Source organism: Nocardioides sp. Soil777, assembly GCF_001428425.1.
Taxonomy (GTDB): Bacteria; Actinomycetota; Actinomycetes; order Propionibacteriales; family Nocardioidaceae; genus Nocardioides; species Nocardioides terrigena.
Genome location: NZ_LMSN01000001.1, coordinates 523,402 through 547,973, shown reverse-complemented (window position 1 = coordinate 547,973; position 24,572 = coordinate 523,402). Strand labels below are relative to the sequence as shown.

Below are 24,572 nucleotides of genomic sequence, written 5' to 3'. Positions count from 1 at the left end.
GCGGCCAGGGGGTGCGCGGCGAGAGTGCCGAAGGTCCTTCCCGGGCGGGCACATGGCCGCCGGTCGCTCGGGGACCCGGGCCCTACGACTTGCGGGGACCGGACCAGCGACCCTGCACACGGGGCCGCGACAGCGGAAGAGTCGAGGTGAGGACATCGCTTCCTCATGACGCAAGGAGGCTCGACATGAAGCAGGTGGTGGACCACGCCCGACCGGTCCCGGGTCCTGACGACGCCCACGCAGGTCCTCGCGTGGGACTCGCGCTACCGGCCCTGACGGCACTGGTCGTGGGCTCGATGATCGGGAGCGGCATCTTCGCCCTTCCCTCGCAGATGGCCGGCAGCGCTGCCGCGGGCCCGCTGATGATCGGCTGGCTCATCACCGGGGTGGGCATGCTCATGCTCGCGTTCGTGTTCCAGTCGCTGGCCCAGCGCAAGCCCGACGTCGACGGCGGTGTCTACGGCTACGCCCGCGCGGGGTTCGGCGAGTACGTCGGGTTCACCTCGGCCTGGGGCTACTGGATCAGCGCGTGGATCGGCAACGTGGCCTACCTCGTCCTGCTGATGTCGACCCTGGGCTACTGGTTCTCCGGGCTCGAGGGCGGGACCACGGTCACCGCGATCGTCGGCGCCTCGGTCCTGCTGTGGGTGGTCCACGCGCTGACCCTCAGCGGCGTCCGCAACGCCGCCTTCGTCAACGTGGTCGTGACGATCGCCAAGGTGGTCCCCATCGTCACCTTCATCGCCATCGCCGCCGTGGGCTTCAGCGCCGACCTCTTCACGGCGGACGTCTGGGGCACCGACGCCGGTCTCGGCGGGACCGTGGACCAGGTCAAGAACATGATGCTGGTGACCGTGTGGGTGTTCATCGGCATCGAGGGCGCCGCGGTCTACTCGCAGCGGGCCCGCAGTCGCCCGGACGTCGGCCGGGCCACCATCATCGGCTTCGTCGGCGTGCTGGCCCTGCTGCTCGCGGTCAACCTCCTGTCCTACGGCCTGATGGCGCAGGCCGACATCGCCGGACTCGCCGACCCGTCCATGGCGGGCCTGCTCGAGAACGAGGTCGGCGCCTGGGGTGCCGGGTTCATCTCGGCCGGCCTGGCCATCTCCCTGCTCGGCGCGCTCCTGGCCTGGGTGCTGCTGGCGGTCGAGATCCTGCGCCTCCCGGCCCGCGACCACGTGCTCCCGGCCGTGCTGGCGAAGGAGAACCGGCACGGAGCCCCCGCGCCCGCCCTCTGGCTGACCAACCTCTGCGTGCAGGCGATGCTGCTCTGGACGCTGGTGAACGAGAACACCTACACCGACCTCGTCTACCTGGCCACGTCCCTCATCCTGCTGCCCTACCTCTGGTCGGCGGCCTACCAGCTCAAGCTGGCGGTGAGCGGTGAGACGTACGCCGACGGGCCGGGACGACGTCGCGGCCTCCTGGTCGGCGCGCTCAGCCTGGCGTACGCCGTGTGGCTCGTCTACGCGGGCGGCTGGGAGTACGTGCTGGTCGCCGGGCTGTTCTACATGGTCGGCACCGCGCTGTTCGTGTGGGCCCGCAAGGAGGGCGGCAAGGCGCTCTTCACCGGGACGGAGAAGATCCTCGTGGGGGTCGTCGCCGCGGTGTCCGTGGTGGCGGTGATCGGCCTCGTCCAGGGGTTCGTGTCCGTCTGACCGGCTGCCCGCTCGAGCGACGGGCCGGCCACGAGCCGGCGCGTCGTGGCTGATCCGAGGACGACTGGGGCCCACATGCGTCGAGCCCCCGGCCCGCAGGCCAGGGGCTCGACACCACTGGGGTGAGTAACGGGACTTGAACCCGCGACATCCGCCACCACAAGGCGGCGCTCTACCAGCTGAGCTATACCCACCATGATCCCCGCCGTGAATCCGACCGGCGAGATCGATGAGAAGTGTAGGGCAATCAGGCGCCGGGGCCGGAATCGGGGGAGTCCCCCGTGAGCCCGGTGATCGAGCCCGCGTGGCGCGCCGCGATCTCGCGGGCACCGTTGCTGTCCAGGCCGGGCTGCGGGACGAAGACCGCCTCCCGGTAGTAGCGCAGCTCCTCGATGCTCTCCTGGATGTCGGCGAGCGCCCGGTGGTTGCCACGCTTGGCGGGGGCGGCGAAGTAGGTGCGCGGGTACCAGCGCCGGGCGAGCTCCTTGATCGAGGAGACGTCGACGTTGCGGTAGTGCAGGAAGCCCTCGAGGGTCGGCATGTCGCGGGCGAGGAAGGAGCGGTCGGTGGCGACGGTGTTGCCACCCAGGGGCGGCCTGCTGCCGTCCGGGCAGTGCTCCTTGATGTAGGCCAGCACCTGCTCCTCGGCGTCGGCCATCGTGAGCCCGGAGTCGAGCTCGTCGATGAGGCCCGAGGTGATGTGCATGGAGCGGACGAACTCCACCATCTGGTCCATGGCCTCGGCGGGCGGCTTGATGATGACGTCGATGCCCTCACCCAGCACGTTGAGGTCGAAGTCCGTGACCAGGGCCGCGACCTCGATCAGGGCATCGGCCCCCAGGTCGAGGCCGGTCATCTCACAGTCGATCCACACCAGTCGCTCGTTCACAGGCAGTCACACTACCCAGACCCAGCCGCTGCGCTCGCTCTCAGGCACGGTTCAGGCACGCCGCCTAGGGTCGGGGGCGTGAAGGACTGGATCGGGCTCGCCGCACGGCTGGTGACGGGAGGCGTGTGGATCGTCGCCGGGATGCTCAAGGTCCCGGATCCCGCGGGCAGCGTGCGCGCCGTGCGGGCCTACGACCTGCTGCCGGAGTCGATCGTGCCGACCGTCGGCCACGCGTTGCCGATCCTCGAGGTCGTCGTCGGCCTCTGCCTCGTGCTGGGCCTGCTGACCCGGGCGATGGCTGTGGTGTCGGCGGCGCTCTTCGTGGCCTTCATCATCGGGATCGCGTCGGCGTGGGCCCGCGGGCTGGAGATCGACTGCGGCTGCTTCGGCGGTGGCGGCCAGCTCGACGGCGCCTCGGCCAAGTACCCCGGCGAGATCGCCCGCGACGTCGGCCTGCTGCTGGCGTCGCTGTGGCTCGTCGTACGGCCGCGGACCCGGTGGTCGCTGGACTCGCTCATCTCCCCGACCCGCTCGGGGGACCTGACAGACACGGACACACTGGAGAGGGACATCGATGTCGAAGCGCAACAAGGCCGCTGAGCGCGCCGCCCGGGCGGCTGCCCTGAAGGCGGAGCGCGAGCGCCAGGAGCGGCTGCGCCGCATCCTGACGATCGGGGCGGTGGTCGCCGGGATCGTGATCATCATCGGCGGTGGCTTCTTCATCCAGAGCCAGCGCGACTCCACCGGCAACGACGCCGCGGCCCCCGCCGGCGCGACGGCCGCGTACGGCGTGGCCGTCGGCGACGCGGGTGCGACCCACGAGGTCGTGATCTACGAGGACTTCCTGTGCCCCGTGTGCGGCGTGCTCGAGGCCGAGGCCGGTGACGCCCTGACCTCCGCCGTCGAGGACGGCCGGGCCCGCGTCGAGTTCCGCCCGGTCAACTTCCTGAGCCGCTTCGGCGACTTCTCGATGGACGCCGCCAACGCCTTCGCCGTCGTCCTCGACGCCGAGGGGCCGGAGGTCGCCAAGACCTTCCACGACCTGGTGTACGCCGACCAGCCCGCCGAGGACGCCGACGACTTCCCGGGCAGCGACTGGTTCATCGACAAGGCCGTCGAGGCCGGCGCGTCCGAGGAGGCCGTGCGTACGGGCATCGAGGAGGGGACCTTCGAGGGATGGGTCGACAACGCCACCGGCGCGGCCTCCGAGGCGGGCGTCAACGGCACCCCGACCGTCCTGCTCGACGGTGAGCCGGTCCCCGGCTCGACCATCGGCGAGGTCGCGGCCAACCTGGAGGCCGGCCTGCAGTGACGCTCGCTGGTTGAGGTGCGAGCGGAGCGAGCCTCGAAACCCCTGCGGCGATTCGGATCCCGCCGCGGGGCGCTGCGAGACTCCCGGGCGTGACCCTGACCGACTTCATCGCCGGCCTGCCCAAGGCCGAGCTGCACGTCCACCACGTCGGGTCCGCCTCGCCGCGGATCGTCGCCGAGCTGGCTGAGCGCCACCCGGCCGCCGGGGTGCCGACCGATCCCGACGAGCTGCGGGAGTTCTTCGCCTTCCGCGACTTCGCGCACTTCATCGACGTCTACCTGTCCGTGGTCGACCTCATCCGCACTCCCGAGGACGTGCGCATGCTGACCTACGAGGTCGCCCGCGACATGTCGGTCGAGCAGCGGCTCCGGTACGCCGAGCTGACCTGCACGCCGTACACCTCGGTCCTGCGGGGCATCCCGATCGAGGCCTACACCGAGGCCATCGAGGACGCCCGGGTCGCGGCGGAGCGCGACTTCGGGCTGGTGCTGCGCTGGATCTACGACATCCCCGGCGAGAGCGGGATCCCGGCCGCGGAGGCCACGTTGTCCTACGCGCTCGACCACGCCCCGGACGCCCTGGTCGGCTTCGGCCTCGGCGGCCCGGAGATCGGGGTGCCCCGACCGCAGTTCCAGCCGCACTTCGCCGCCGCCCGGGCCGCGGGCCTGCGCTCGGTCCCGCACGCGGGGGAGACCACCGGCCCCGAGACCGTGTGGGACGCCGTCCGCCTCCTGGGCGCGGAGCGGATCGGCCACGGCACGTCGTCGGCGGCCGACCCGGCGCTGCTGGAGCACCTCGCCGCCGAGGGGATCGTGCTCGAGGTCTGCCCGACCTCCAACATCGCCACCCGTGCCGTCGCGACGATGGACGAGCACCCGCTGCGGACGTTCGTCGAGGCCGGTGTGCCGGTCACGATCAACTCCGACGACCCGCCGATGTTCGGCACTACGCTCAACGGCGAGTACGCCGTCGCGGCCGACCTGCTGGGCCTGGACGAGGAGGGCGTCGCCGACCTCGCGCGCTCGGCCGTGCGGGCGTCCTTCGCCCCGGCCGACGTGCAGGCGCGGATCCTCGGCGAGATCGACGCCTACGCGGGCTGATCCAGGCGGGCCACGGTGGCGGCGTCGAGGTCCAGCTCCGCCGCGGCGAGGGCCGGCTCGAGCTGCTCGAGGGAGCTGACCCCGACGATGGGGCGGACCTGCGGCGAGCGGTGCAGGAGCCACGCCAGCACGACCTGGCTGCGGGCCACCCCGAGCTCGGCCGCCACCTCGGTGAGCGCCGCGAGCCGGGCCGTGGTCCCCGGGTGGTCGTAGGCCGCCGGGAACGGGCGGTCGTCGCGGTCGAAGCTGCCCTGCACCAGCGGGCTGTAGGCCCACAGCTCGATGCCGTCGTTGCGCTCGAGGTAGTCGATCGTCTCGTCGGTGACCCAGCCGAACCGGTGGTCCTTGCCCTCGACCGCGGTGCCGGGCCGCGGCTCGACGTACGACGTGGTCAGCTGCAGGGCGCTCGCGGGCTCGAGGCCGCGAGCCCGGGCGTGGTTGCGGGAGCGCTCGACCAGCCAGGTGGGGTGGTTGGAGATGCCGACGCGACCCACGGTGCCCGTGCCGACGAGCTCGCCGAGGGCCTCGGTGGTCTCCTCGATGGGCGTACGACGGTCCTCACCGTGCGCCCAGTAGAGGTCGATGCGGTCGACCCCCAGGCGCTCCAGGCTGCGGCCGGCCTCCCGGCGTACGGTCTCGGGGCCCAGGCCCTCCACGCCGCCGCCGTCCAGCGGCTCGACGCCCACCTTGGTCGCCAGGGTGAGCCGCTCGCGGAGGCCCGGGTTGGCCCGCAGCCACTCGCCGATGAGCGTCTCGCTCTGCCCTCCGTGACCGGTCCCGCTGACCCAGAAGGCGTAGCAGTTGGCGGTGTCGAGGGTGGTGCCCCCGGCCTCGACGAAGCGGTCGAGCAGCGCGAAGGACGTGGCCCGGTCGGTGCGGGTGCCGAAGTACATGGTGCCGAGGACGAGGTCGTTGATCACGCCACGACGCTAGCGCCCCGCCCCGGTGGGGCCGAAGGTCCCTTGCGCCGGGCAGCCCGGCAGGCGTAGAACTGAGGTGTCGGAAGGACTCCGGTCCGGAAGACACGAAGGCCCACCAGCTCATACCTGGTGGGCCTTCGTTGCTGTCACGGCAAGCGTGCGGCCCCGCTACCTCATACGTGGCGGGGCCTGGGCACGTTTCTAGTGCGATCCGTACGCCGGGCGGCGGAGGCGCGCCGCGGGCGTGCCAGGGGACGGCCGCAGGGCAACCTCGACAATCTGTCGAAGTTTTTGTGCAAGTTTCCAAATCCGGGCGCCGGAGCTGTTCCGAACGTGGTGCACATCACCCCCACGAAAGGACAGTCCGATGAAGAGAACTGTTGCCCTGATCTCGGCCGCCGCGCTGGTCACCCTCCCGGCCGCCATGACCGCGCCGGCCTCGGCCGCGCAGGCCGAGGCGACGGTCTCGGTGCTGCATGCCGTACCGGGCCTGACGGTGGACGTCTACGCGAACGGCGAGGAGCTCATCCCCGACTTCGCACCCGGGACCCTCACCGACCCGCTCACCCTGCCTGCGGGCACCTACGACCTCCAGGTCTTCGCCGACGGCGACAACCCCGACAACGCCGACCCGGCCATCGAGGCGCAGGGCGTGGAGGTGCCGGCCGGCGCCAACGCCACCGTGGTGGCCCACCTCGACGCAGACGGCAACCCCGTCCTCACGCCCTTCGTCAACGACGTCTCGGCGACCGAGGCCGGGCAGGCCCGACTGGTCGTGCGCCACACCGCCGCCGCGCCGGCGGTGGACGTCCGGGCGGACGGCGAGGTGCTGTTCCCCGGCCTGGCCAACCCCGACGAGGCGACCGGTGACGTCCCCGCAGGCAGCTACTCAGCCGACGTCACGCTGGCCGGGGAGAGCGAGGCCGTGCTCGGCCCCGCCGACGTCGAGCTCGCGGAGGGCACCTCCACGATCGTCTACGCCTGGGGATCGGCGGCGGACGGCAACCTCGACCTCGCCGTGCAGACCATCGACGGGCTGCACTCGGCCCCGTCGGGGGTCCCCGGCGGTGAGAGCGGCGCTGCTGCTGCCGGTGGCGGTGCCCCGCTGTGGGCCTTCGGGCTCGGCGCCGCGTCGCTGCTGGCCCTCGCCGTCGCAGGTGGCCGGCTCGCCCCGGCGCGCACGCGACGCTGAGCCACGCCGATCGGGAGCGACACACCATGACGAGGCTGGGCCGGACCACCTGGTGGGCCGTGGCGGGCGCCGCGACCGCCGGGCTCCTGCTCAGCCTCGTCGTCGTCACCCGGGGTGGCGATCTCGTCGAGGTCCGGGAGGTCCGGGGCGAGGCGGCGCTCTCGGCACCGTCCGCAGGGCCGTCGAGCGGGGAGGACGGAGGGCGCGTCGAGCCTTCGGGTCGTCCGGTGCGGTCCGCCGTCCAGCGCGCCGACGCCTCCCTCGCCGGCCTCGCGCCGCGTCGTACGTCTGCTCCGCTCCGGGTGCGCGTCCCCGCGATCGGCCTGGACGCCGACGTGCGGCCGGTGGGCGTGGGCGGGGACCGGCAGATGCGCCTGCCCGACGACCCGCGCGTGCTGGGCTGGTACCGCTTCGGCCCCTCCCCGGGGGACGGCGGGTCGGTGGTGCTGGCGGGGCACGTGGACTCCCGCCGGTTCGGGGTGGGGCCGCTCGTCGCCCTGCAATCGATCGAGGTCGGGACCGTGGTGCAGGTGGTCACGCGACCGGGGGAGGTCCGGACCTACCGGGTGGACAGCATCGAGAGGTTCGACCAGCAGGCGCTGCCCCCCGCCGTCTTCGCCCGCACCGGTCCGGAGCGGCTGCGGCTCGTCACCTGCACCGGCCCCTACCTGCCCGAGGCCGGGGGCTACCAGCAGAACCTCGTGGTCACCGCCGTCCCGACCTGAGGCCGGTCGGCACGGCTCAGGCCCGTGACTCGTCGCGGGCGTGCAGCACCAGCGCGGTCTCGGGGGACATCGCGGGCAGGCTGACGCCCGCGCCGGCCAGGGTGCGCCCGCCCACCACGCGCCCGGTGCCGGCAGCCCACCAGGTCGACAGGTCCGCGGGGTGCTGGTCGGTGGTCGCCGTCTCGTCGGTGAGCCGGTAGGACCGGTCGAGGTCGAGCCCCGTCAGGCGCAGCGGCGCCGGGTGCTGGGTGGCGGTCGCGGCCACGGTGCTCACGACGTACCACGCCTCCGAGCGGTCAGCGGCGACGAGCCCGGTGACCAGCACCGCCGGGTCGGGGTGGTCGGGGTGGACCAGTGTCCCGCCGGAGACCAGCGGTCGGACCCGCTTGTGCAGGGTGATCCAGCGCCGCAGCTCCTCGCGCGTCGCCGCGTCGAGGCCGGTGAGGTCCCACTCGGTGCCGAACGAGTAGAGCAGTGCGGTCGCGGCCCGGTAGCCGAGCCGGTGAGTGCGTCCGGTGGTGTGCGCGACGGGTCCGCCGACGTGCGAGCCGATGAGCTCGGGCGGCACGAGCAGCGACGTCCAGCGCTGGAGGTGCTGGCGCTCGAGCGGGTCGATGGTGTCGCTCGGCCAGATCCGGTCGGTGCGGGTCAGGACCTCCGCGTCCACCCGGCCCCCGCCGGAGGCGCACGACTCGATCTCGAGCGCGGGGTGCGCTGCCCGCAGCTCGTCGAGCAGCCCGTAGGCGGCGAGGGTCTGCCCGTGCACCGCCGGCACGCCGCCGTGGGTGGCGTCGGTGAGGTCGCGGTTGTGGTCCCACTTGAGGTAGTCGATGGCGTACTCGTCGACGAGGGCCACGAGGCTGTCACGCACCTGCACGTACGCCGCCTCGTCCTGGAGGTCCAGCACCTGCTGCGTCCTCCACTCCAGCGGCAGGTCGTGGCGGCCGCGCAGGACGCGCTCGGGATGGGCCCGGGCGGTGTCGGAGTCGACGTTGACCATCTCGGGCTCCACCCACAGGCCGAACTGCATGCCGAGCCCGCGCACGTGGTCGACGAGCGGGTGCAGGCCCTCGGGCCACACGTCGGTGTCGACGGTCCAGTCGCCGAGCCCGGCCGTGTCGCGGCGGCGTCCGCGGAACCAGCCGTCGTCGAGGACGAAGCGGTCGATCCCGACCGAGGCGGCGACGTCGGCGAGCGCGGTGAGGCGGTCCAGGGAGTGGTCGAAGTAGACGGCCTCCCACGTGTTGGCGACGACCGGGGCCTCGTGGGGCGGGTGCGGCGCGCGCGCCCTCAGGTGCGCGTGCAGGCGGTGGCTCATCGGGTCGAGCCCCGCATCGGACCAGGAGCCCAGCATCCACGGGCCGCGGTAGGTCTCGCCCGGCGCGAGGGAGACCTCGCCGGGCGCCAGCAGCTCACCGCCGCCGAGCAGGCAGTCGCCCTCCGGCGTGCGCTCGGCGTACGTCGTGTGGTTGCCGCTCCAGGCGGTGTGCACCGACCACACCTCGCCGCGGGAGAAGTCGAAGCCGGGTGTGCCGGCGACCATGAGCAGGGTCGCGTCGTGCCCGGTGCGGCCGTGGCGGGCGTCGCGACGGTGGGTGCCCTGGACCCACGGGTGCCGCTGCGGGCTGCGCTCCTTGCACCACCGTCCGGTGAGGTCGAGCAGCTCGGTCGCCGCGGGGCCGACGGGGAGTGCGGTGCGAGCGGCGGCGAGGTGGAGGGTGCCGTCGAGGGTGTTGGTCACCGAGGTCCTCATCCGGACCAGCCCGGCCCCGCTGAGCTCCAGGTCGACGTCGACCGCCCAGCCCGCCTCGTCGTCGGTCCCGGTGAACCTCGCGGTCGCATCCGCGTGCGGGGGGTCCTCGACCCGCGCGGACCAGTCGGTCGGACGGGGAGTCGCCGCCGGAGCCGAGCCTCCCACCCGGTGGCCCTCGAGGACCGGGGTGCCGGAGAAGCCACGGGTGGGGTCGGGGACCAGGCCCGTACGCCGCGCGGTGTTGAAGGCGGAGTGCGGGATGCCCGGCCGGCGGGCGGCGACCAGGTCGCGTAGGGCCGTGTCGTCGAGGTCGCCGAGGTCGGCGCCCCAGTGGACCACCACGGGGACACCCTCGTCGTCGGGGGCGACGAGCAGGCTCACCCCGGCCCGGCGCAGGTGGACGGTCGTCATCGGGCTGTCGTCGCGCATCGCTCAGGCGTCCCGGGACGACTCGGAGGCCAGGTCGTCCATGTCGTCGTCGACGTCGACCAGGATGAGCTCGCCGACGTGGTCGGCCAGGATGCCACCTGCCTGCGCGGAGAGGCGGGAGTCGGTCACCAGGACCGAGGCGTCGGACAGCGCGGCGATGCTGCTGAGCCCGACGACGCCCCACTTGCTGGAGTCGGCGCACACGATCAGCCGTCGGGAGCGCTCGATCATCGCGCGGTTGGTCTCGGACTCCAGCAGGTTGGGGGTGCTGAAGCCGGCGCGCACGTCCATGCCGTGCACCCCCATGAAGAAGGCGTCGACGTGCAGGCTGCGCAGCGAGGAGACGGCGACGGGTCCGACGAGGGCATCGGACGGTGTGCGCAGCCCCCCGGTGAGCAGGACCGACGTGGTGCTGTCGCCCGCGCGGTGCAGCACGTCGGCCACCCACACGGAGTTGGTGACCACGGTGAGGTGCGGGATGCGCGCCAGGTGCTCGGTGAGGGCGTGGGTGGTCGTCCCCGCCGACACGGCGATGGCCATGCCCTCGTGCACGAGCTGGGCGGCCCGGGCGGCGATGGCCTCCTTCTCGAGGCGGCGCTGGACCGACTTGGCGGCGAAGCCCGGCTCGGAGGAGGACGGCTCGGCCACCGCCAGGGCGCCTCCGTGCACCTTCTCGAGCAGTCCCTCGCGGTGCAGCGCGACGAGGTCGCGGCGGACGGTCATGTCCGAGACGCCCAGCAGGTCCACCAGGTCGGTGACCCGCACGGTGCCGTCCCGGTTGAGCTCCGCGAGGATGCGGCTGCGGCGTTGGGCGGCCAGCATCAGCGCCCCGCCTCGCGTACGACGGCGACGCCGCCGGCCGGCACGACCAGGTCGCCGGCCACGGTCCGCCCGGACACCAGCTCGGTCCCGGTGACGGGCACGGGAGCGTCCTCGCTCCCGTGGTTGATCACGAACAGCCACGACGCGTCCGCTCCGACCCGACGCGTGACCTCCACGTCCTGGGCCGCCCCCGGCAGCCGGTCGAGCCCGAGCTCGTCGACCAGGCGCCCGACGAGCAGGTCGGTGCCGTCGGTGTCGAGCCTCGTGGCGACGTACCACGCCACCCCGTCGCCCACAGCGCGACGCGTGATCGCCGGGCGGCCGCGCGCCGGGCCGTCGGCGTGGTGGGCCACGGCCTCCGCGCCGGTCAGCTCCAGCTCCTCGGTCCACACGTCGGCGGACACGCCCGTCGCGCCGAGACCGTCCACCTGCACCGTCTCCCCCTCGAGCAGGGGGAGGAACTCCGTGGTGCGTACGCCGAGCAGCTCGCGGAAGGCGCCGGGATAGCCACCGAGCCGCACGTGGTCGTGCTCGTCGACGATGCCGCTGAAGTAGGTGACCACCACGGTCGCCCCGGCCTCCGCGGCTGCTGCCACGGCCGACGCCGTCTCGTCCGTGACGAGGTAGAGGGTGGGCACCACGACCAGGCGGTACGACGAGAGGTCGTCGCCCGGGTGCACGACGTCCACGCCGATCCCGGCGGCCGACAGGGAGCGGTGGAAGTCCTCGGCCCGGTCGCGATAGGCCACGTCGATGCTGGGGTGGGAGTCGAGCTCGCACCCCCACCACGCCTCCCAGTCGTAGAGGATCGCCGCCTGGTTGTCGGCACGGCTCCCGGTCACCTCCTCGACGGCGTCGAGGACCCGGGAGAGCTCCGTGACCTCGCGCCACAGCCGGGAGTCGGTGCCGGCGTGGGGGAGCAGCGCCGAGTGGAACTTCTCCGCGCCGGCACGGGAGGCCCGCCACTGGAAGAAGAGGACGGCGTCGGCGCCGTGGGCCACGTGGGCGAGGCTGGAGCGGATCGTCTCGCCCGGTGCCTTGGCGCGGTTGCGCGGCTGCCAGTTGACCGCGCTCGTCGAGTGCTCCATCAGCAGCCAGGGGGCGCCGCCGGCGGTGCCGCGGGTGAGGTCGGCGCTGAAGGCGAGCTCGCGGTGGGCGTGGGGGTCGGCGGCCATCAGGTAGTGGTCGTTGGAGACGACGTCCACCTCGCGGCCCCAGCGCAGGTAGTCCATCTCGGAGGTCTGGCGCATCACCATGAAGTTGGTCGTCACCGGCACGCCGGGCGACACCTCGTGCAGCACGTCGCGCTCGACGACGAAGTTGTCGAGCAGCTGGTCGGAGGAGAACCGCAGGAAGTCGAGCTGCTGGGTCGGGTTGGGGAACGCCGGGGCAACGCGTGGCGGGAGGACCTCCTCGAAGTCGCCGTAGTGCTGGGACCAGAAGGCCGTGCCCCAGGCCTCGTTGAGCCCCTCGACGTCGTGGTAGCGCGCTCGCAGCCAGTCCCGGAACGCCGCGGCGCTGACGTCGCAGTAGCAGCGCGCGTTGTGGCACCCGATCTCGTTGGACACGTGCCACAGCGCAAGGGCGGGGTGCCCGGCGTACCGCTCGGCCATCGCGCGACACAGCGCCAGGGCGTGCTCGCGGTAGACGGGGGAGCTCGGGCAGAAGGCCTGCCGGCCACCCGGCCACAGGGTGCGTCCGTCCTGGGTCACCGGCAGCATCTCCGGGTGCAGGCGGGCGAGCCAGGGCGGGGGAGAGGCGGTCGCCGTGGCCAGGTCGACGCGGATCCCGGCGGCGTGCAGCTCGTCCATCTGCTCGTCGAGCCACCCGAAGTCCCAGCGGTCCGGTGCGGGCTGGAGCAGCGCCCACGAGAAGACGCCGAGCGTCACCAGGTCCACCCCGGCCTCGCGCATCAGCGCCCGGTCCTCGGCCTGCGCCTCACGGGACCACTGCTCGGGGTTGTAGTCGCCACCGAGGGCGAGGGGAGGCAACGAGGTCGACATGCGCCCACTGTGACGAGCGTCGCATCGGAAAGTCAACGGATGAGATGCAACTTCCCGTTTGAAAATGTCGGTATCGCGACCAAAGTGAGACCTGAAACCCTTGACGAGGGTGTGGTCACCGTCACATGCTGTCGACCTCTGTTTGATTCTGTTCCCCAGGAGGCTGTTGTGTCCCGTCCCCGCCCGACCGGTTTTCCCGGTGGCACCTCCGTGCCCCGCTCCGCCCTGACGACCATGGCGGCCAGCCGCCGCTCCGTCCTCCGCGGCATGGCCCTCAGCGGCCTGGCCCTCGGCAGCGGTGGCCTGCTCGCCGCGTGCGGCGGGGACGACTCCGGCGGTGGCTCGGGTGACGGAGCCACCGTCAAGTTCGGCATCAACGAGGCGGAGAGCGCCGGACCCGCCCACGACCGGCTCGCCGCCATGGCTGCCGCCTACACCGAGGAGACCGGCACCGAGATCTCGCTCAACGCGGTCGACCACAACACGTTCCAGGAGAGCATCAACACCTACCTCCAGGGCAGCCCGGACGACGTGTTCACGTGGTTCGCCGGCTTCCGGATGGCGCAGTTCGCCGAGGCGGGCCTCATCACGGACGTGAGCGACATCTGGCCCATCGACGGGCTCAACGACTCCTTCAAGCAGGCTTCCACCGCGCCGGACGGCAAGCAGTACTTCGTGCCGGTGCAGTACTACCCGTGGGCGGTCTTCTACCGGAAGTCGGTCTTCGACAAGAACGGCTGGGCGCCGCCGGAGACCAACGACGACTTTATGGCCCTCATGGACGACATGCAGGGCAAGGGCGTCACCCCGTTCGCCTTCGGCGACAAGGACGGGTGGCCGGCGATGGGCACCTTCGACATCCTCAACATGCGCCTCAACGGCTTCGACTTCCACATGAGCCTGATGGCCGGCGAGGAGGCGTGGGACGGCGACGAGGTCAAGCAGGTCTTCGAGACGTGGCGCACGCTGCTGCCCTACCACCAGGAGGACCCGCTGGGCCGCACGTGGCAGGAGGCGGCCACCGCGATGGGCAACGGCGAGTGCGGGATGTACCTGCTCGGCACCTTCGTCGTGGACGCCCTCGGTGAGAACGGCGAGGACCTCGACTTCTTCACCTTCCCCGAGCTCGACTCGAGCATCGGCTCCGACGCCCTCGATGCGCCCATCGACGGCTTCTGCGTCGCCGCTGGCGGCCAGAACCAGGAGGGCGGCAAGGCCATGGCCAAGTGGCTCGGGAGCGCGGCCGCGGCCGACGCGGCCAACAACGGCGCGGACGCGCCCTTCATCGCGGCCAACGAGGGCGCCAGCACCTCGACGTACAGCGACCTGCAGAAGAAGTCGGCCGAGGTCGTGGGAGCGGCCGCCAACATCGCGCAGTTCATGGACCGCGACACCAACGCCGACTTCGCCAACACGGTGATGATCCCGTCCATCCAGGAGTTCCTGAAGAACCCGGACGACATCGACGGGGTCACGGCCAGCATCCAGGAGCAGGCCGCCTCGATCTTCGGCTGAGACGATGGCGACCACTGACGAGGCGCCGCAGACCGACGAGTCTGCGGTGCCCCCGACCCAGCGTCGGGAGAAGAGGCTCGGCGGCCGCGACCGGCTCGTCGTCGGCGCGATGCTCGTGCTGCCGATCGTCCTGGTGATCGCCCTGGTCTGGGTGCCGGCCCTGGGCTCTGTCGCGCTGTCCTTCGGCACCTGGAACGGCTTCGGCGACCTCGACACGATCGAGTGGGTGGGCTTCCAGAACTACCAGGACATCGCCACCATCTACCCGCCGTTCTGGCCGGCCATCCGGCACAACCTGATCTGGTTGGCCTTCCTCTTCGTGTTCCCGACGCTGCTGGGCATCCTGCTGGCGGTGGTGCTGGACCGGGAGATGCGGGGCAGCCGGTTCTACCAGACGGCGTTCTACATGCCCGTCGTGCTGTCCGTGGCCCTCATCGGCTTCATCTGGCAGCTCTTCTACTCCCGCGACCAGGGCCTGATCAACGAGGTGTTCGGCACCGAGGTCGACTGGTACGGCGACCCGGACGTCAACCTGTGGGCCGTCCTGGTGGCCAATGCCTGGCGCCACACCGGCTACGTCATGCTGCTCTACCTGGCGGGCCTGAAGGGCGTGGACAGCACCCTGCGGGAGGCCGCGGCCGTCGACGGGGCGAGCGAGGTGCGCACCTTCTTCCACGTGATCTTCCCGGTGATGCGACCGATCAACATGATCGTGGTCGTCATCGTGGTCATCGAGTCGCTGCGCGCCTTCGACATCGTGTGGGTCATCAACAAGGGCCGCAACGGGCTGGAGCTCATCGGAGCACTCGTCGCGCAGAACGTCATCGGCGAGGCCACCCGCTACGGGTTCGGGTCGGCGCTGGCCGTCATCATGATGCTGATCTCCTCGATCTTCATCACCATCTATCTGCGGAACGTCTTCCGTGAGGAGCGTCAGCGATGAGCGTCGAGGCCCCGGTCGCCCTTCACGAGTCGGCGCCACCCAGGCAGGAGGGCGGGGTCATGAGCCGCAACCGCGGCGTCATCGCCACGGTGATCACCGCGGTGCTGGCCCTCCTCTGGCTCTTCCCGCTGTTCTGGGCGGTGCTCAACTCGTTCCGCGAGTACGAGTACACCCAGGCCAACGGATACCTGTCCTTCGGCGGCTGGACCACCGCCAACTACGAGCAGGCCTGGTCCCAGGGAAACTTCGGCCTGCACCTGCGCAACTCCCTCATCGTCACCATCCCGGCTGTCCTGATCACGCTGTGGTTGTCCTCGATGGTCGCGTTCGTGCTCGCGCGGTTCAGCTTCCGGTTCAACCTCGCGATGCTGGGCGTCTTCCTCGCGGCCAACCTGCTGCCGCCGCAGGCGCTGCTGATCCCCGTGTTCCGGATGTTCCGTGAGGTCTCCCTGCCGACGTTCATGAGCGACTCGGGCTCGTTGCTCAACAGCTTCTGGGCGCTGATCCTGGTCAACACGGCCTTCCAGATGGGGTTCTGCGTGTTCGTGCTGAGCAACTACATGAAGACGCTGCCGCACGAGATCTACGAGTCGGCCGAGCTGGACGGGGCGGGCGTGTGGCGGCAGTACTGGCAGCTGACCATGCCACTCGTGCGCCCGGCCCTCGCGGCGTTGGCGACCCTGCAGTTCACCTGGGTCTACAACGAGTTCTTCTGGGCGACGGTGCTCATCCAGCGGGGCGACAAGCTCCCGATCACCTCGGCGCTCAACAACCTCCGGGGCCAGTTCTTCACCGACACCAACCTGGTGGCGGCAGGCTCGGTCATCGTGGCCCTGCCGGTGCTGGTGGTGTTCTTCGCGCTGCAGAAGCAGTTCGTCTCCGGCCTGACACTCGGCTCGACCAAGGGTTGAGCGTTCGTACGCGAAAGGACTGCACATGGCAACAGTGACCTTCGAGAAGGCGCAGCGGTGGTACCCGGGGGCCGACTCGCCCGCCGTGCCCGGGCTCGACCTCGAGATCGAGGACGGCGAGTTCATGGTGCTCGTCGGTCCGTCGGGCTGCGGCAAGTCGACGACCCTGCGGATGCTCGCGGGCCTCGAGGAGTGCAACCGGGGCAGCATCTTCATCGGCGACCGCGACGTGACCAACGCGGCGCCCAAGGACCGCGACATCGCGATGGTGTTCCAGAACTACGCGCTCTACCCGCACATGTCCGTGCGCGACAACATGGCGTTCTCGCTCAAGATGGCCAAGATGCCGTCGGCGGAGCGGGACACACGGGTGGCCGAGGCGGCCCGGATGCTCGGCCTCGAGGAGTTCCTCGACCGCAAGCCCAAGGCGCTCTCGGGCGGCCAGCGCCAGCGGGTCGCCATGGGGCGCGCCATCGTGCGCAACCCGCAGGTCTTCTGCATGGACGAGCCGCTGTCCAACCTGGACGCCAAGATGCGGGTCCAGACGCGCACCGACATCGCCAAGCTCCAGGCCGACCTGGGGGTCACCACGGTCTACGTCACCCACGACCAGGTCGAGGCGATGACCATGGGCGACCGGGTGGCGGTGATGAACCTCGGCGTCCTCCAGCAGGTTGACACGCCCCTGGGGCTCTACGACCGCCCGGTCAACCTCTTCGTGGCCGGCTTCATCGGCTCGCCCCAGATGAACCTGCTGAGTGCTCGCGCCGACGAGTCCGGGCAGGCCCGCATCGGCGACTACCTCGTGCCCGTCGACCCCGCCGCAGCCTCGCGCATGTCCGGCTCGATCACGGTGGGCGTGCGACCGGAGTCCTGGCGCCAGGTGTCGGCCGAGGCGGGCGGTCTCCCCGTCAAGGTGACCGTGGTCGAGGAGCTGGGTGCCGATGCGTTCGTCTACGGCACGAGCGACGTCGAGGGAGCGCCCAGCTCGGTGATCGTGCGGGTGACCGAGCGCGACTCCGTGTCGAAGGGTGACGTCATCCACGTGACCACGGACCCGCGCCACGTCCACGTCTTCGACACCACGACGGGCGAGCGGCTCAGCGACTGATCGACGCGGTTCGTCGCCGCGGCTGTGGCGGCGAGAGGAGCGTGATGTGGGAGCCGTTGGCAGACTCTGCAGCATGCTGTCCCGGTGCTGCACCGTCCTGCTGCTGCTCGCCGTCCTGACCGCGTGCGGCGACGAATCCGCTCGGGACGCGGACGACCCTAGGTCGACGCCCGGCGCCACAGCCGGTACGACCGAGGCGGCGCCGTCCCCGACCGGAGATCCGGCCGGTTCCCCGACGTCCGGCGTCACCGACCGGGGCACCCGCATCATCGCGTCGAGCAGCGACTTCGGGCAGATGCTGTTCGACTCGACCGGTCAGGCGATCTACCTCTTCGACGTCGAGACGACGTCGACGCCCCGCTGCTACGACGCCTGCGCCGAGGCCTGGCCGCCGGTGCTCACCCGGGGCGAACCTGCGGCCGGACCGGGCGTCGCGGGTTCGCTGCTCGGCACGACGGAGAGGTCGGACGGCACGCTCCAGGTCACCTACAACGACCACCCGCTCTACTTCTACGCGCACGAGGGCAGGCGAGAGGTGAAGTGCCACGACGTCTTCCTCAACGGCGGCAACTGGTACGTCGTCCAGCCCGACGGCGACCCCGCTCCGCCCGGATGAGCGCGAGACTTTGACCCTGCGTCGCGCATCATGGGACCCGTGAGCCACCTCCACAGCCGACTCGGCGGCGCGGGCGACGTCGTACGGGCCGCGACACCCCCGCCCGGGGTGACCGCGACCGGCATCCCTCTGGAGGGTCCCCGCGTGGCTGACTCCGAGGTGGTGACGATCCGGTGCAGGTCCGAGGTGACGCAGCTCCACGCGGCCAACCTCGTCGCCGACATCGCCGAGGCTGCGACCCGCGCCCGCGTGGTCGTCGTCGACCTGCACCGCACGGCACGCATCGACGCCGCCGGACTGGGTGCCCTGGTCGCCGGCGCTCGGAGCTGTCGCGACGCCGGCAGCGCGCTGCACGTCGTGGGCGCGCACGGCATGGTGGGTCGGGCCCTGCAGTTCACCGGTCTCGCGCACGCCCTGTCTCCGCATGCGACCGCGGGGGATCCCCGGCCCGATGCCGCGGTCCCGCGGACTCAGGACGACCAGGCTCCGTGATGCGGTGGCTACCGGGACCTTCGGCACTGTGTCCCGGGAGCCCCTCGTGGTCGTGTGGGCGCAGGCCGTTGTCCCGGGTGGGGCGGCGGGTGACGATCTGACCGGAGGTGTGGGCGATGAAGGTGAGACCGGGTGCGGTGGTCCGGGGGACAGGGGTGGCTCTCGCGTGCCTCGCGACGGACGAGGCCAGGCGCTCGCCCATCCTGATCGCGGGTTTCGCCTGCGGCTGGTTCCTGGACAGGCCCGGACTCCAGCTCGCCACGGTCGTGCCCGACTCCGAGGAGCCGTGGAAGCGCGCCACGGTGCCGTTCGCGACGTCGGTGGCCTCGTGGTCGACCGCGATGCTGGTGGCCACGACCGCCCTGCGTCGTACGAGCCTGCCCGTCCCCATCGCCGCGCTCGTGCTCGGGGGCGGGCTCGTGGTGGTCGACTCGCTGCTGGCCGATCTCGGTGAACGCCGGGACGCGGTCGACGCTGACGAGGCTGGAGCCGAAGGGTGACCGGTCGCGAGCTGCTCGACGAGCTGGCGGCGCAGGAGTCGCGCCTCGTCTTCGACCACTTCGACGAGGACACCGCCTGGGCCCTGGGGGTCGCGCTGCGGGAGGCCGCACTCGCGGCCGCGCTCCCGGTGGCCATCTCGATCCGTCGCAACGGCCAGCGCCTGTTCCACGTTGCCCTTCCAGGAGCGTCAGCAGACAACGACGGATGGCTCGCACGCAAGAGCGCCGTGGTCGACCGCTACGGCCGCTCCTCGCTCCGGGTGGGCGAGCAGTTCCGGGTCGACGGCGGGTCCTTCGACGTCGACGCCCGGCTGCCCCTGTCGGACTACGCAGCACACGGCGGCGCCTTTCCCCTCCTGGTGCGGGGCACCGGCTGCGTCGGCACCGTCGCGGTCTCAGGCCTTCCCGAGCTCGAGGACCACCAGCTCGTCGTCGAGACGCTCGAGGGCTTCCTCGCCGCAAGGCACTGACGCGCAGCGCTAGCGCTTCCTGCGACCGAACCTGCGGCCCAACCGGGCGGCCATCGACCTGGGCGGCTTGATGTCGATCAGCGTCGATCCATCGGGCGGCGGGAGGTTCGTCGCCTGCTCCCTGGACAGGGTGGAGCGGACGTAGGTGGTGTAGATCGAGGCGACGTGATCCGCGTCCACGAACCGTGCACCTTCGTCTGTCTGGACGACGATGCCGTCGAACACCGAGACCTTCTCGTCGACCAGGACGGCCTGGACGGTGGCGAAGTGGTGTCCGTCGCTCGTCTGCACCGACGTGCCCGGCTGGAGTGCGGTGTACGCGATGGGGTGGTCGGGCGCTTCGGGCATGCACAGACTTTACGACTCCGCCGGGACTTGTGTGGGTCGACCGACCACGCGTCACGCCGGCGACAGCGGCCTCAGCCACGCTCGTGCAGCCACTCCTCGTATGGCACCGGCTCGGCCTCTTCCTCCGCCTGGCTGACGATGGAGTCGGCGAACCAGGTGCGCAGCGACACCATCTCCGGAGTGGACCGCAGCGTGAGCAGCTGGTGGGTCTCGCTGATCTCATCAGCCAGGTTGTCGGCGGCCAGCAGCTCACGGAGCGTCGCAGCCATCTCACGGGGAAGTGTCATCTCGATGTCGACGTACTCCATCCCCACCGCAGCGGCGTCCAGGGCGGTCCGACGACCCAGGTGGCGCGCAAAGGCAGGGCGGGTCACCAGTCGTTCGATGAGCAGACCCAGCTCCCGCGGTGGGGTCGAACCTTCGTTGGAGTCGATGAGCTGGAGCTCCCGAACCAGGTCGTCGAGCCGCTGGTCGATCTGGAGCCCGAGCTGCACCGGACAACGGAGCAACCTCACCCTCGCCCAGTCGGCGGGCAGGACGACCGGCTCCGGTGCCGCGCGTTCGCGGTACTCCACCACCGGCGGTCGTACGTCGTGCTCGACGCCGTCGCCGACAAGTTCGGCCCACACTCCTCGTCCATCGACGCGCTCCTCGATCCCCCAGGACTCCGCCAGGACCGACACGATCACCAAGCCGCGACCGGTGGTGCCTTGGCTCGCGACAGGTGGCGGGGCCACCGCCGCGAGCGGGACCATGCCTCCGGCGTCCTCCACAGTGAGCCGCACGCCTGTCTCGACGTCACGCAACCGCACGCGTAGGTAGGGGCTGCCGCTGTGCAGGGCGGAGTTCGCCGCCATCTCGGTGACGCACAGGGCGGCGTCGTCGACGAGATGCTCGCGGCCCCACTGCCGCAACCCGTCGATGACGAACCTGCGCGCTCCCGGGACGCTGGAGGTGTCCGCGGCGAGCTGGACTCGCAGCTCCGGGTGGGGCCCTCGGGGCATGGACGTCACGGTGGCATTGTGCGGCACGGGGGAGCGACGCTGCCGATGGCAGCTGGCCGGCAGCACGGGAATCGCCGGGGTCGACACCGGGAACCGCTGGGCGGTGGTGGTCCTTTCGCCCGACGGACGACAGCCCAACGGCGGATGAACAGACGGTTGTCACACCGATCGCCCCGTGATCTGCGGCGGGTTGCGTCGTTCACTGAGTCGTGAGCATTCTTCATCGACGTACCCTCCTCGCCTCCAGCGTGGGGGCCGCCGGACTGGCGGCTGCCACCACCGGGAGCCTCGGCCCGGCCGCCGCCGTGTCGGCGCGCCTCTTCCAGCACGGTGTCGCCTCAGGCGACCCGCTGCCTCGTGCGGTCGTGCTGTGGACCCGGGTGAGTCCCACCCCGGAGTCCACGCCCGGCTCCGGGCTCGGCCCGGAGGTCAAGGTTCGCTGGGAGGTCGCTCGGGACGCAGGCTTCCGCAAGCTCGTCCGCTCGGGCAACGTCACCACGAGCGCCGCGCGCGACCACACCGTCAAGGTGGACGCCACCGGCCTCGACCCGGAGACGTCGTACCACTACCGCTTCGTCACGGGAGGGGTCGCGAGCCCGGTCGGCCGTACCCGTACCGCGCCCGATGCGTCGGCGACGCCCGACCACCTGCGCCTCGGTGTGGTGAGCTGCGCCAACCTCCAGGCGGGCTGGTTCAGCGCCTACCGGCACCTCGCGGCCCGCGACGACCTGCACGCGATCCTCCACCTCGGCGACTACCTCTACGAGTACGCCCCGGGCGAGTACGGCTACGGGCGCGCCGACGTCGACGTACGCCCCCACGACCCGCCGCACGAGATGGTGCAGCTGGCCGACTACCGCCGGCGCCACGCGCAGTACAAGCAGGACCCCGACCTCCAGGCGCTGCACGCGCGCCACCCCTTCATCGTCACGTGGGACGACCACGAGGTCACCAACGACGCCTGGCGTGAGGGCGCCGAGAACCACCAGCCCGAGGAGGGCGACTACCTCGCCCGCAGGGCCCGCTCCCACCGGGCGTACGACGAGTGGATGCCGGTGCGCATGGACGGCACGGCCGCCCTCGACGACGGCACCCGGCTCTTCCGCCGCCTCGCGTTCGGCCGGCTCGCCGAGATCAGCATGCTCGACCTGCGGACCTACCGCGACCAGCAGGTGACGACCCCGCTCGCGGACCCCGCGGTCGACGACCCCGAGCGGACGATCGCGGGACGCGAGCAGCTCGACTGGCTCAAGGACTCGCTCACCGCTCCCGTCCAGTGGAAGCTGGTCGGCAACCCGGTGATGATCGCGCCGGTGACCTTCGCCCAGGTTCCGCAGGACCTCATCGGGCCGGTGGACGACGTCACCGGGATCCTGCCGCGCGACGGGGCGGCGTACAACGTGGACCAGTGGGACGGCTACACCGACGACCGGCGCGAGCTCTTCGCCCACATCCGCGACCGCGGGCTGCGCGACGTCGTCTTCCTGACCGGCGACATCCACTCGGCCTGGGCCTGCGACCTGCCGTACGACGCCGCGACGTACCCCCTCGGCGACTCCGCCGGCGTCGAGCTCGTGTGCACGTCGGTGACCTCCAACAACCTCGACGACATCACCGGTACGCCGCCGCGCACCGCGAGCCTCACGGTCGAGGCGGCGATCCAGACGAGCAACCGGCACGTGCGCTACCTCAACTTCGACGACCACGGCTACTCCGTGCTCGACGTGACGCCGGCGCGCGTGCAGATGGACTACTACGTCATCGGCGACCGCGCGGATCGCAACGCCCCCGCCGCCTGGGCCACGTCCTGGGCGTCCCGGTCCGGCACCCAGAAGGTCGTGCCCGTCGATCGTCCCGTCACCGGCGCCTGAGGAGGACCACCCATGTGCGAGCAGACCCACCCCACCCGACGACGCGCCTTCGCCGACGGTCTCGACGAGCTCCGGACCGGGCGCCGGTCGTTGCTGAAGGTCGTCGGCGCCGGCGGTGCCGCCGTGGCGATCTCCACGGCCGGCGGTGCCTCCCCGGCCGCGGCCGCGCGGTCACCGAAGCGGGCCTACGTCCTCGTCCTCGACGGGTGCCGACCCGACGAGGTCACCGCACCCCTGATGCCCCGGGCGGCCGCCCTGCGCGACGGTGGGCTGAACCACCCGTTCGCCTCGTCGATGCCGATCATGGAGACCATCCCCAACCACGTGATGATGATGACCGGAGTCCGGCCGGACCGCAGCGGCGTACCTGCCAACTCTGTCTACGACCGCGCCGAGGGCGTCGTCCGGGACATGGACCGGCCGACCGACATCCGGGTCGACACCGTCATCGAGCGGCTCAACGACGCGGGCCTCACGACCGGGACGGTGCTGAGCAAGGAGTACCTGTACGGCGTCTTCGGTGACCGGGCGACCCACCGCTGGGAGCCGGCGCCGGTCGTCCCCGTCTCGGGGCACGCGCCAGACCAGGCCACCATGGACGCGGCGCTGGTCATGCTCGACGAGCACGACCCGAACCTGGTCTTCGTCAACCTCGGTGACATCGACCGGGTCGGCCACTCCGACCTCTCCGGTCCGCTGTCGCTGCGGCTCGCCCGCCAGGCCGCGCTCGCGGCCACGGACCTCCAGGTCGGCCGCTTCGTCGACGAGCTCGTCGGGTCGGGCCGCTGGCAGGACTCGATCGTCATCGTGCTCGCCGACCACTCGATGGACTGGTCGCGGCCCGACTCGATCATCCACCTGCAACCCGTCCTCGACGCCGACCCGCTGCTGGCAGGCCGCGTGGTCATCGCCGACAACGGGGGCGCCGACCTCCTCTACTGGACCGGCGACCCCGCGTCACGGGACGCCGCCGTGGCCCGGATGATCTCGCTGGCCTCCGCCACCCCGGGCGTGCTCGAGGCCCTCGACCCGCTCGTCGACCCGACCCTGCGGACCGGTCCACTCAGCGGTGACGTGGTGGCCCACGCAAGGGCCGGCTGGCGGTTCACCGACCCCGACGTCTTCTCCAACCCGATCCCGGGCAACCACGGCCACCCGGCGACGCGGCCGATCCCGTGGTTCATCGGCGGCGGGCACCCCGGCGTACCGCGCGGGGCCACGGCCTCCGCGGAGGCGCGTACCCTCGACGTGGCACCGACGCTCGCCGCCTTCTTCGGCGTCGGGGCGCCCGAGGGTGGGTACGACGGGAGCTCCCGGCTGCCGAGGCGCTGACGGCAAGCCCGGGGATGGCTGCCCGGAAGGGGGCTCAGCCTGCCACCTGTTCGGACTACTGGCTCGGGCTGTCGGTCAGGTCGGGCCAGTCGCCGCCCGCGCCGATTCCGCGCTCGATGCTGAGCAGGAGCGACGCGAGGGCGCCGTCGCGGTCCTCCTGCGGCATGCCCCGCAGTGGGCCCTCGACGTTGCGGCGACCAGGTCGTCGAGGGCAGCGCGCCACCGAGTCGATCATGCAGGTGCTCCCGACGGCCCGTGCCGGGGTGGGGTCCGCGGTCAAGGACGCAGCGCGCGAGCTGGGCGGCACCCTCGGGGTGGCGGTCGTCGGCTCGCTCTTCTCCTCGCTGTACGCCGCCCGCCTGGTCGAGGCCCTCGACGGCCGGCTGCCGGCTGGCCTGCTGGAGAGGGCCGGCGACTCGGTCGGCTTCACCGACGCGCTCGCGGCCCGGTCGCCGGAGGTCGCCGCCGCCATGGACGGCGCCTTCATGGACGGCCTGTCCGCCGCCTGCCTCCTGATCGGAGTGCTGTGCCTGCTCGGCGCCGCCGCGTCGTGGATCGCCCTGCCCGGCGAGCGGTACGACCCGGTGGCGGAGGGCGTCCTGGTCGACGTCGTGGCAGATCAGCCCCACTGACGACCTTCACCGGGAGGGGGTCGC

Annotated in this window: 25 protein-coding genes and 1 tRNA gene; 17 read left to right on the top strand and 9 right to left on the bottom strand. The window is 71.7% G+C overall.

Going from position 1 to position 24,572, the window contains the following annotated elements:
- Positions 1 to 185 precede the first annotated feature (185 nt).
- Positions 186 to 1,658: an arginine-ornithine antiporter gene (gene arcD, locus ASG88_RS02630; protein WP_082599799.1), complete on the top strand. Its 1,473-nt coding sequence runs from the start codon at positions 186 to 188 to the stop codon at positions 1,656 to 1,658.
- A gap of 118 nt (positions 1,659 to 1,776) precedes the next feature.
- Here the strand turns inward: arcD and ASG88_RS02625 are convergent.
- Positions 1,777 to 1,852, bottom strand: a tRNA-His gene (locus tag ASG88_RS02625).
- A gap of 53 nt (positions 1,853 to 1,905) precedes the next feature.
- Positions 1,906 to 2,547 carry an oligoribonuclease gene (orn, locus tag ASG88_RS02620; protein WP_056885809.1) on the bottom strand — a complete coding sequence of 214 codons (642 nt, stop codon included), beginning with the start codon at positions 2,545 to 2,547 and terminating at the stop codon, positions 1,906 to 1,908.
- A gap of 78 nt (positions 2,548 to 2,625) precedes the next feature.
- Here orn and ASG88_RS02615 point away from each other — a divergent pair, with 78 nt between their 5' ends.
- From ASG88_RS02615 to ASG88_RS02605, 3 genes are all read left to right on the top strand, one after another.
- Entirely contained in the window at positions 2,626 to 3,147 is a 522-nt protein-coding gene (locus ASG88_RS02615; protein ID WP_235534698.1) for a MauE/DoxX family redox-associated membrane protein, read from the top strand.
- On the top strand, positions 3,122 to 3,859 hold the full coding sequence (locus ASG88_RS02610; RefSeq protein WP_056885808.1) for a DsbA family protein: 738 nt from the start codon (positions 3,122 to 3,124) through the stop codon (positions 3,857 to 3,859). The genes ASG88_RS02615 and ASG88_RS02610 overlap by 26 nt, the downstream gene beginning before the upstream one ends.
- A 95-nt stretch (positions 3,860 to 3,954) precedes the next feature.
- Positions 3,955 to 4,959: an adenosine deaminase gene (locus ASG88_RS02605; RefSeq protein ID WP_056886046.1), complete on the top strand. Its 1,005-nt coding sequence runs from the start codon at positions 3,955 to 3,957 to the stop codon at positions 4,957 to 4,959.
- Here ASG88_RS02605 and ASG88_RS02600 read toward each other — a convergent pair.
- On the bottom strand, positions 4,947 to 5,879 hold the full coding sequence (locus ASG88_RS02600; protein WP_235534697.1) for an aldo/keto reductase: 933 nt from the start codon (positions 5,877 to 5,879) through the stop codon (positions 4,947 to 4,949). The two genes, ASG88_RS02605 and ASG88_RS02600, sit on opposite strands and share 13 nt — an antisense overlap.
- A gap of 367 nt (positions 5,880 to 6,246) precedes the next feature.
- Between ASG88_RS02600 and ASG88_RS02595 the strand changes: the two genes are divergently transcribed.
- A complete protein-coding gene (locus ASG88_RS02595; protein ID WP_056885807.1) occupies positions 6,247 to 7,071 on the top strand; it encodes a DUF4397 domain-containing protein in 825 nt (274 codons plus the stop codon).
- Between the two features lie 26 nt (positions 7,072 to 7,097).
- Complete coding sequence (locus ASG88_RS02590) at positions 7,098 to 7,796, top strand: class F sortase (RefSeq protein ID WP_056885806.1); 699 nt, start codon at positions 7,098 to 7,100, stop codon at positions 7,794 to 7,796.
- Positions 7,797 to 7,812: 16 nt separating this feature from the next.
- Here ASG88_RS02590 and ASG88_RS02585 read toward each other — a convergent pair whose 3' ends face one another.
- Genes ASG88_RS02585 through ASG88_RS02575 form a run of 3 tightly spaced genes read right to left on the bottom strand, consistent with a single transcriptional unit; the run spans position 7,813 to position 12,803 of the window.
- A complete protein-coding gene (locus ASG88_RS02585; RefSeq protein WP_056886044.1) occupies positions 7,813 to 9,960 on the bottom strand; it encodes an alpha-galactosidase in 2,148 nt (715 codons plus the stop codon).
- Positions 9,961 to 9,981: 21 nt separating this feature from the next.
- Entirely contained in the window at positions 9,982 to 10,800 is an 819-nt protein-coding gene (locus ASG88_RS02580; protein WP_056885805.1) for a DeoR/GlpR family DNA-binding transcription regulator, read from the bottom strand.
- Positions 10,800 to 12,803 carry a beta-galactosidase gene (locus ASG88_RS02575; RefSeq protein WP_056885804.1) on the bottom strand — a complete coding sequence of 668 codons (2,004 nt, stop codon included), beginning with the start codon at positions 12,801 to 12,803 and terminating at the stop codon, positions 10,800 to 10,802. The genes ASG88_RS02580 and ASG88_RS02575 overlap by 1 nt, the downstream gene beginning before the upstream one ends.
- A 210-nt stretch (positions 12,804 to 13,013) precedes the next feature.
- Here ASG88_RS02575 and ASG88_RS02570 point away from each other — a divergent pair, with 210 nt between their 5' ends.
- The 8 genes from ASG88_RS02570 (at position 13,014) to ASG88_RS02535 (ending at position 19,361) form a co-directional block, all read left to right on the top strand.
- Entirely contained in the window at positions 13,014 to 14,318 is a 1,305-nt protein-coding gene (locus tag ASG88_RS02570; protein WP_200956315.1) for an ABC transporter substrate-binding protein, read from the top strand.
- A gap of 4 nt (positions 14,319 to 14,322) precedes the next feature.
- On the top strand, positions 14,323 to 15,261 hold the full coding sequence (locus tag ASG88_RS02565) for a carbohydrate ABC transporter permease (protein WP_056885802.1): 939 nt from the start codon (positions 14,323 to 14,325) through the stop codon (positions 15,259 to 15,261).
- Between the two features lie 59 nt (positions 15,262 to 15,320).
- Positions 15,321 to 16,172, top strand: a complete 852-nt coding sequence (locus ASG88_RS02560; protein ID WP_056886043.1) for a carbohydrate ABC transporter permease — start codon at positions 15,321 to 15,323, stop codon at positions 16,170 to 16,172.
- Between the two features lie 25 nt (positions 16,173 to 16,197).
- On the top strand, positions 16,198 to 17,283 hold the full coding sequence (locus tag ASG88_RS02555; RefSeq protein WP_056885801.1) for an ABC transporter ATP-binding protein: 1,086 nt from the start codon (positions 16,198 to 16,200) through the stop codon (positions 17,281 to 17,283).
- 73 nt (positions 17,284 to 17,356) lie between these two features.
- Positions 17,357 to 17,899: a hypothetical protein gene (locus ASG88_RS22380; RefSeq protein WP_082599798.1), complete on the top strand. Its 543-nt coding sequence runs from the start codon at positions 17,357 to 17,359 to the stop codon at positions 17,897 to 17,899.
- Between the two features lie 144 nt (positions 17,900 to 18,043).
- Entirely contained in the window at positions 18,044 to 18,391 is a 348-nt protein-coding gene (locus tag ASG88_RS02545) for an STAS domain-containing protein (protein WP_200956314.1), read from the top strand.
- A gap of 116 nt (positions 18,392 to 18,507) precedes the next feature.
- Entirely contained in the window at positions 18,508 to 18,891 is a 384-nt protein-coding gene (locus tag ASG88_RS02540) for a hypothetical protein (protein ID WP_157559514.1), read from the top strand.
- Positions 18,888 to 19,361 carry a heme-degrading domain-containing protein gene (locus ASG88_RS02535; RefSeq protein WP_056885798.1) on the top strand — a complete coding sequence of 158 codons (474 nt, stop codon included), beginning with the start codon at positions 18,888 to 18,890 and terminating at the stop codon, positions 19,359 to 19,361. Before ASG88_RS02540 ends, ASG88_RS02535 begins: the two co-directional genes overlap by 4 nt.
- 9 nt (positions 19,362 to 19,370) lie before the next feature.
- On the opposite strand, the gene ASG88_RS02530 is transcribed toward ASG88_RS02535, so the two are convergent.
- Both ASG88_RS02530 and ASG88_RS02525 read right to left on the bottom strand, forming a co-directional pair.
- Complete coding sequence (locus ASG88_RS02530; protein WP_056885797.1) at positions 19,371 to 19,709, bottom strand: hypothetical protein; 339 nt, start codon at positions 19,707 to 19,709, stop codon at positions 19,371 to 19,373.
- Between the two features lie 71 nt (positions 19,710 to 19,780).
- Positions 19,781 to 20,713 carry an ATP-binding protein gene (locus tag ASG88_RS02525; protein ID WP_235534710.1) on the bottom strand — a complete coding sequence of 311 codons (933 nt, stop codon included), beginning with the start codon at positions 20,711 to 20,713 and terminating at the stop codon, positions 19,781 to 19,783.
- A gap of 248 nt (positions 20,714 to 20,961) precedes the next feature.
- Between ASG88_RS02525 and ASG88_RS02520 the strand changes: the two genes are divergently transcribed.
- Together ASG88_RS02520 and ASG88_RS02515 are read left to right on the top strand one after the other, a co-directional pair.
- On the top strand, positions 20,962 to 22,584 hold the full coding sequence (locus ASG88_RS02520) for an alkaline phosphatase D family protein (protein ID WP_235534696.1): 1,623 nt from the start codon (positions 20,962 to 20,964) through the stop codon (positions 22,582 to 22,584).
- 12 nt (positions 22,585 to 22,596) lie between these two features.
- On the top strand, positions 22,597 to 23,916 hold the full coding sequence (locus tag ASG88_RS02515) for an alkaline phosphatase family protein (RefSeq protein ID WP_082599797.1): 1,320 nt from the start codon (positions 22,597 to 22,599) through the stop codon (positions 23,914 to 23,916).
- 55 nt (positions 23,917 to 23,971) lie between these two features.
- Here ASG88_RS02515 and ASG88_RS22865 read toward each other — a convergent pair whose 3' ends face one another.
- On the bottom strand, positions 23,972 to 24,151 hold the full coding sequence (locus ASG88_RS22865; RefSeq protein WP_157559512.1) for a hypothetical protein: 180 nt from the start codon (positions 24,149 to 24,151) through the stop codon (positions 23,972 to 23,974).
- Here ASG88_RS22865 and ASG88_RS02510 point away from each other — a divergent pair.
- Positions 24,150 to 24,548 (top strand): hypothetical protein, encoded by a 399-nt coding sequence (locus tag ASG88_RS02510; protein ID WP_056885794.1) that lies wholly within the window; start codon positions 24,150 to 24,152, stop codon positions 24,546 to 24,548. The genes ASG88_RS22865 and ASG88_RS02510 overlap by 2 nt on opposite strands.
- Positions 24,549 to 24,572: the final 24 nt, after the last annotated feature.

Bases quoted from the DNA above. Each gene is read 5' to 3' on its own strand.
- arcD (WP_082599799.1), top strand. From the start codon at position 186: ATGAAGCAGGTGGTGGACCACGCCCGACCGGTCCCGGGTCCTGACGAC.
- ASG88_RS02610 (WP_056885808.1), top strand. From the start codon at position 3,122: ATGTCGAAGCGCAACAAGGCCGCTGAGCGCGCCGCCCGGGCGGCTGCC.
- ASG88_RS02595 (WP_056885807.1), top strand. From the start codon at position 6,247: ATGAAGAGAACTGTTGCCCTGATCTCGGCCGCCGCGCTGGTCACCCTC.
- ASG88_RS02590 (WP_056885806.1), top strand. From the start codon at position 7,098: ATGACGAGGCTGGGCCGGACCACCTGGTGGGCCGTGGCGGGCGCCGCG.
- ASG88_RS02585 (WP_056886044.1), bottom strand. From the start codon at position 9,960: ATGACGACCGTCCACCTGCGCCGGGCCGGGGTGAGCCTGCTCGTCGCC.
- ASG88_RS02580 (WP_056885805.1), bottom strand. From the start codon at position 10,800: ATGCTGGCCGCCCAACGCCGCAGCCGCATCCTCGCGGAGCTCAACCGG.
- ASG88_RS02575 (WP_056885804.1), bottom strand. From the start codon at position 12,803: ATGTCGACCTCGTTGCCTCCCCTCGCCCTCGGTGGCGACTACAACCCC.
- ASG88_RS02565 (WP_056885802.1), top strand. From the start codon at position 14,323: ATGGCGACCACTGACGAGGCGCCGCAGACCGACGAGTCTGCGGTGCCC.
- ASG88_RS02560 (WP_056886043.1), top strand. From the start codon at position 15,321: ATGAGCCGCAACCGCGGCGTCATCGCCACGGTGATCACCGCGGTGCTG.
- ASG88_RS02555 (WP_056885801.1), top strand. From the start codon at position 16,198: ATGGCAACAGTGACCTTCGAGAAGGCGCAGCGGTGGTACCCGGGGGCC.
- ASG88_RS22380 (WP_082599798.1), top strand. From the start codon at position 17,357: ATGCTGTCCCGGTGCTGCACCGTCCTGCTGCTGCTCGCCGTCCTGACC.
- ASG88_RS02540 (WP_157559514.1), top strand. From the start codon at position 18,508: ATGAAGGTGAGACCGGGTGCGGTGGTCCGGGGGACAGGGGTGGCTCTC.
- ASG88_RS02530 (WP_056885797.1), bottom strand. From the start codon at position 19,709: ATGCCCGAAGCGCCCGACCACCCCATCGCGTACACCGCACTCCAGCCG.
- ASG88_RS02525 (WP_235534710.1), bottom strand. From the start codon at position 20,713: ATGCCCCGAGGGCCCCACCCGGAGCTGCGAGTCCAGCTCGCCGCGGAC.
- ASG88_RS02515 (WP_082599797.1), top strand. From the start codon at position 22,597: ATGTGCGAGCAGACCCACCCCACCCGACGACGCGCCTTCGCCGACGGT.
- ASG88_RS02510 (WP_056885794.1), top strand. From the start codon at position 24,150: ATGCAGGTGCTCCCGACGGCCCGTGCCGGGGTGGGGTCCGCGGTCAAG.
- ASG88_RS22865 (WP_157559512.1), bottom strand. From the start codon at position 24,151: ATGATCGACTCGGTGGCGCGCTGCCCTCGACGACCTGGTCGCCGCAAC.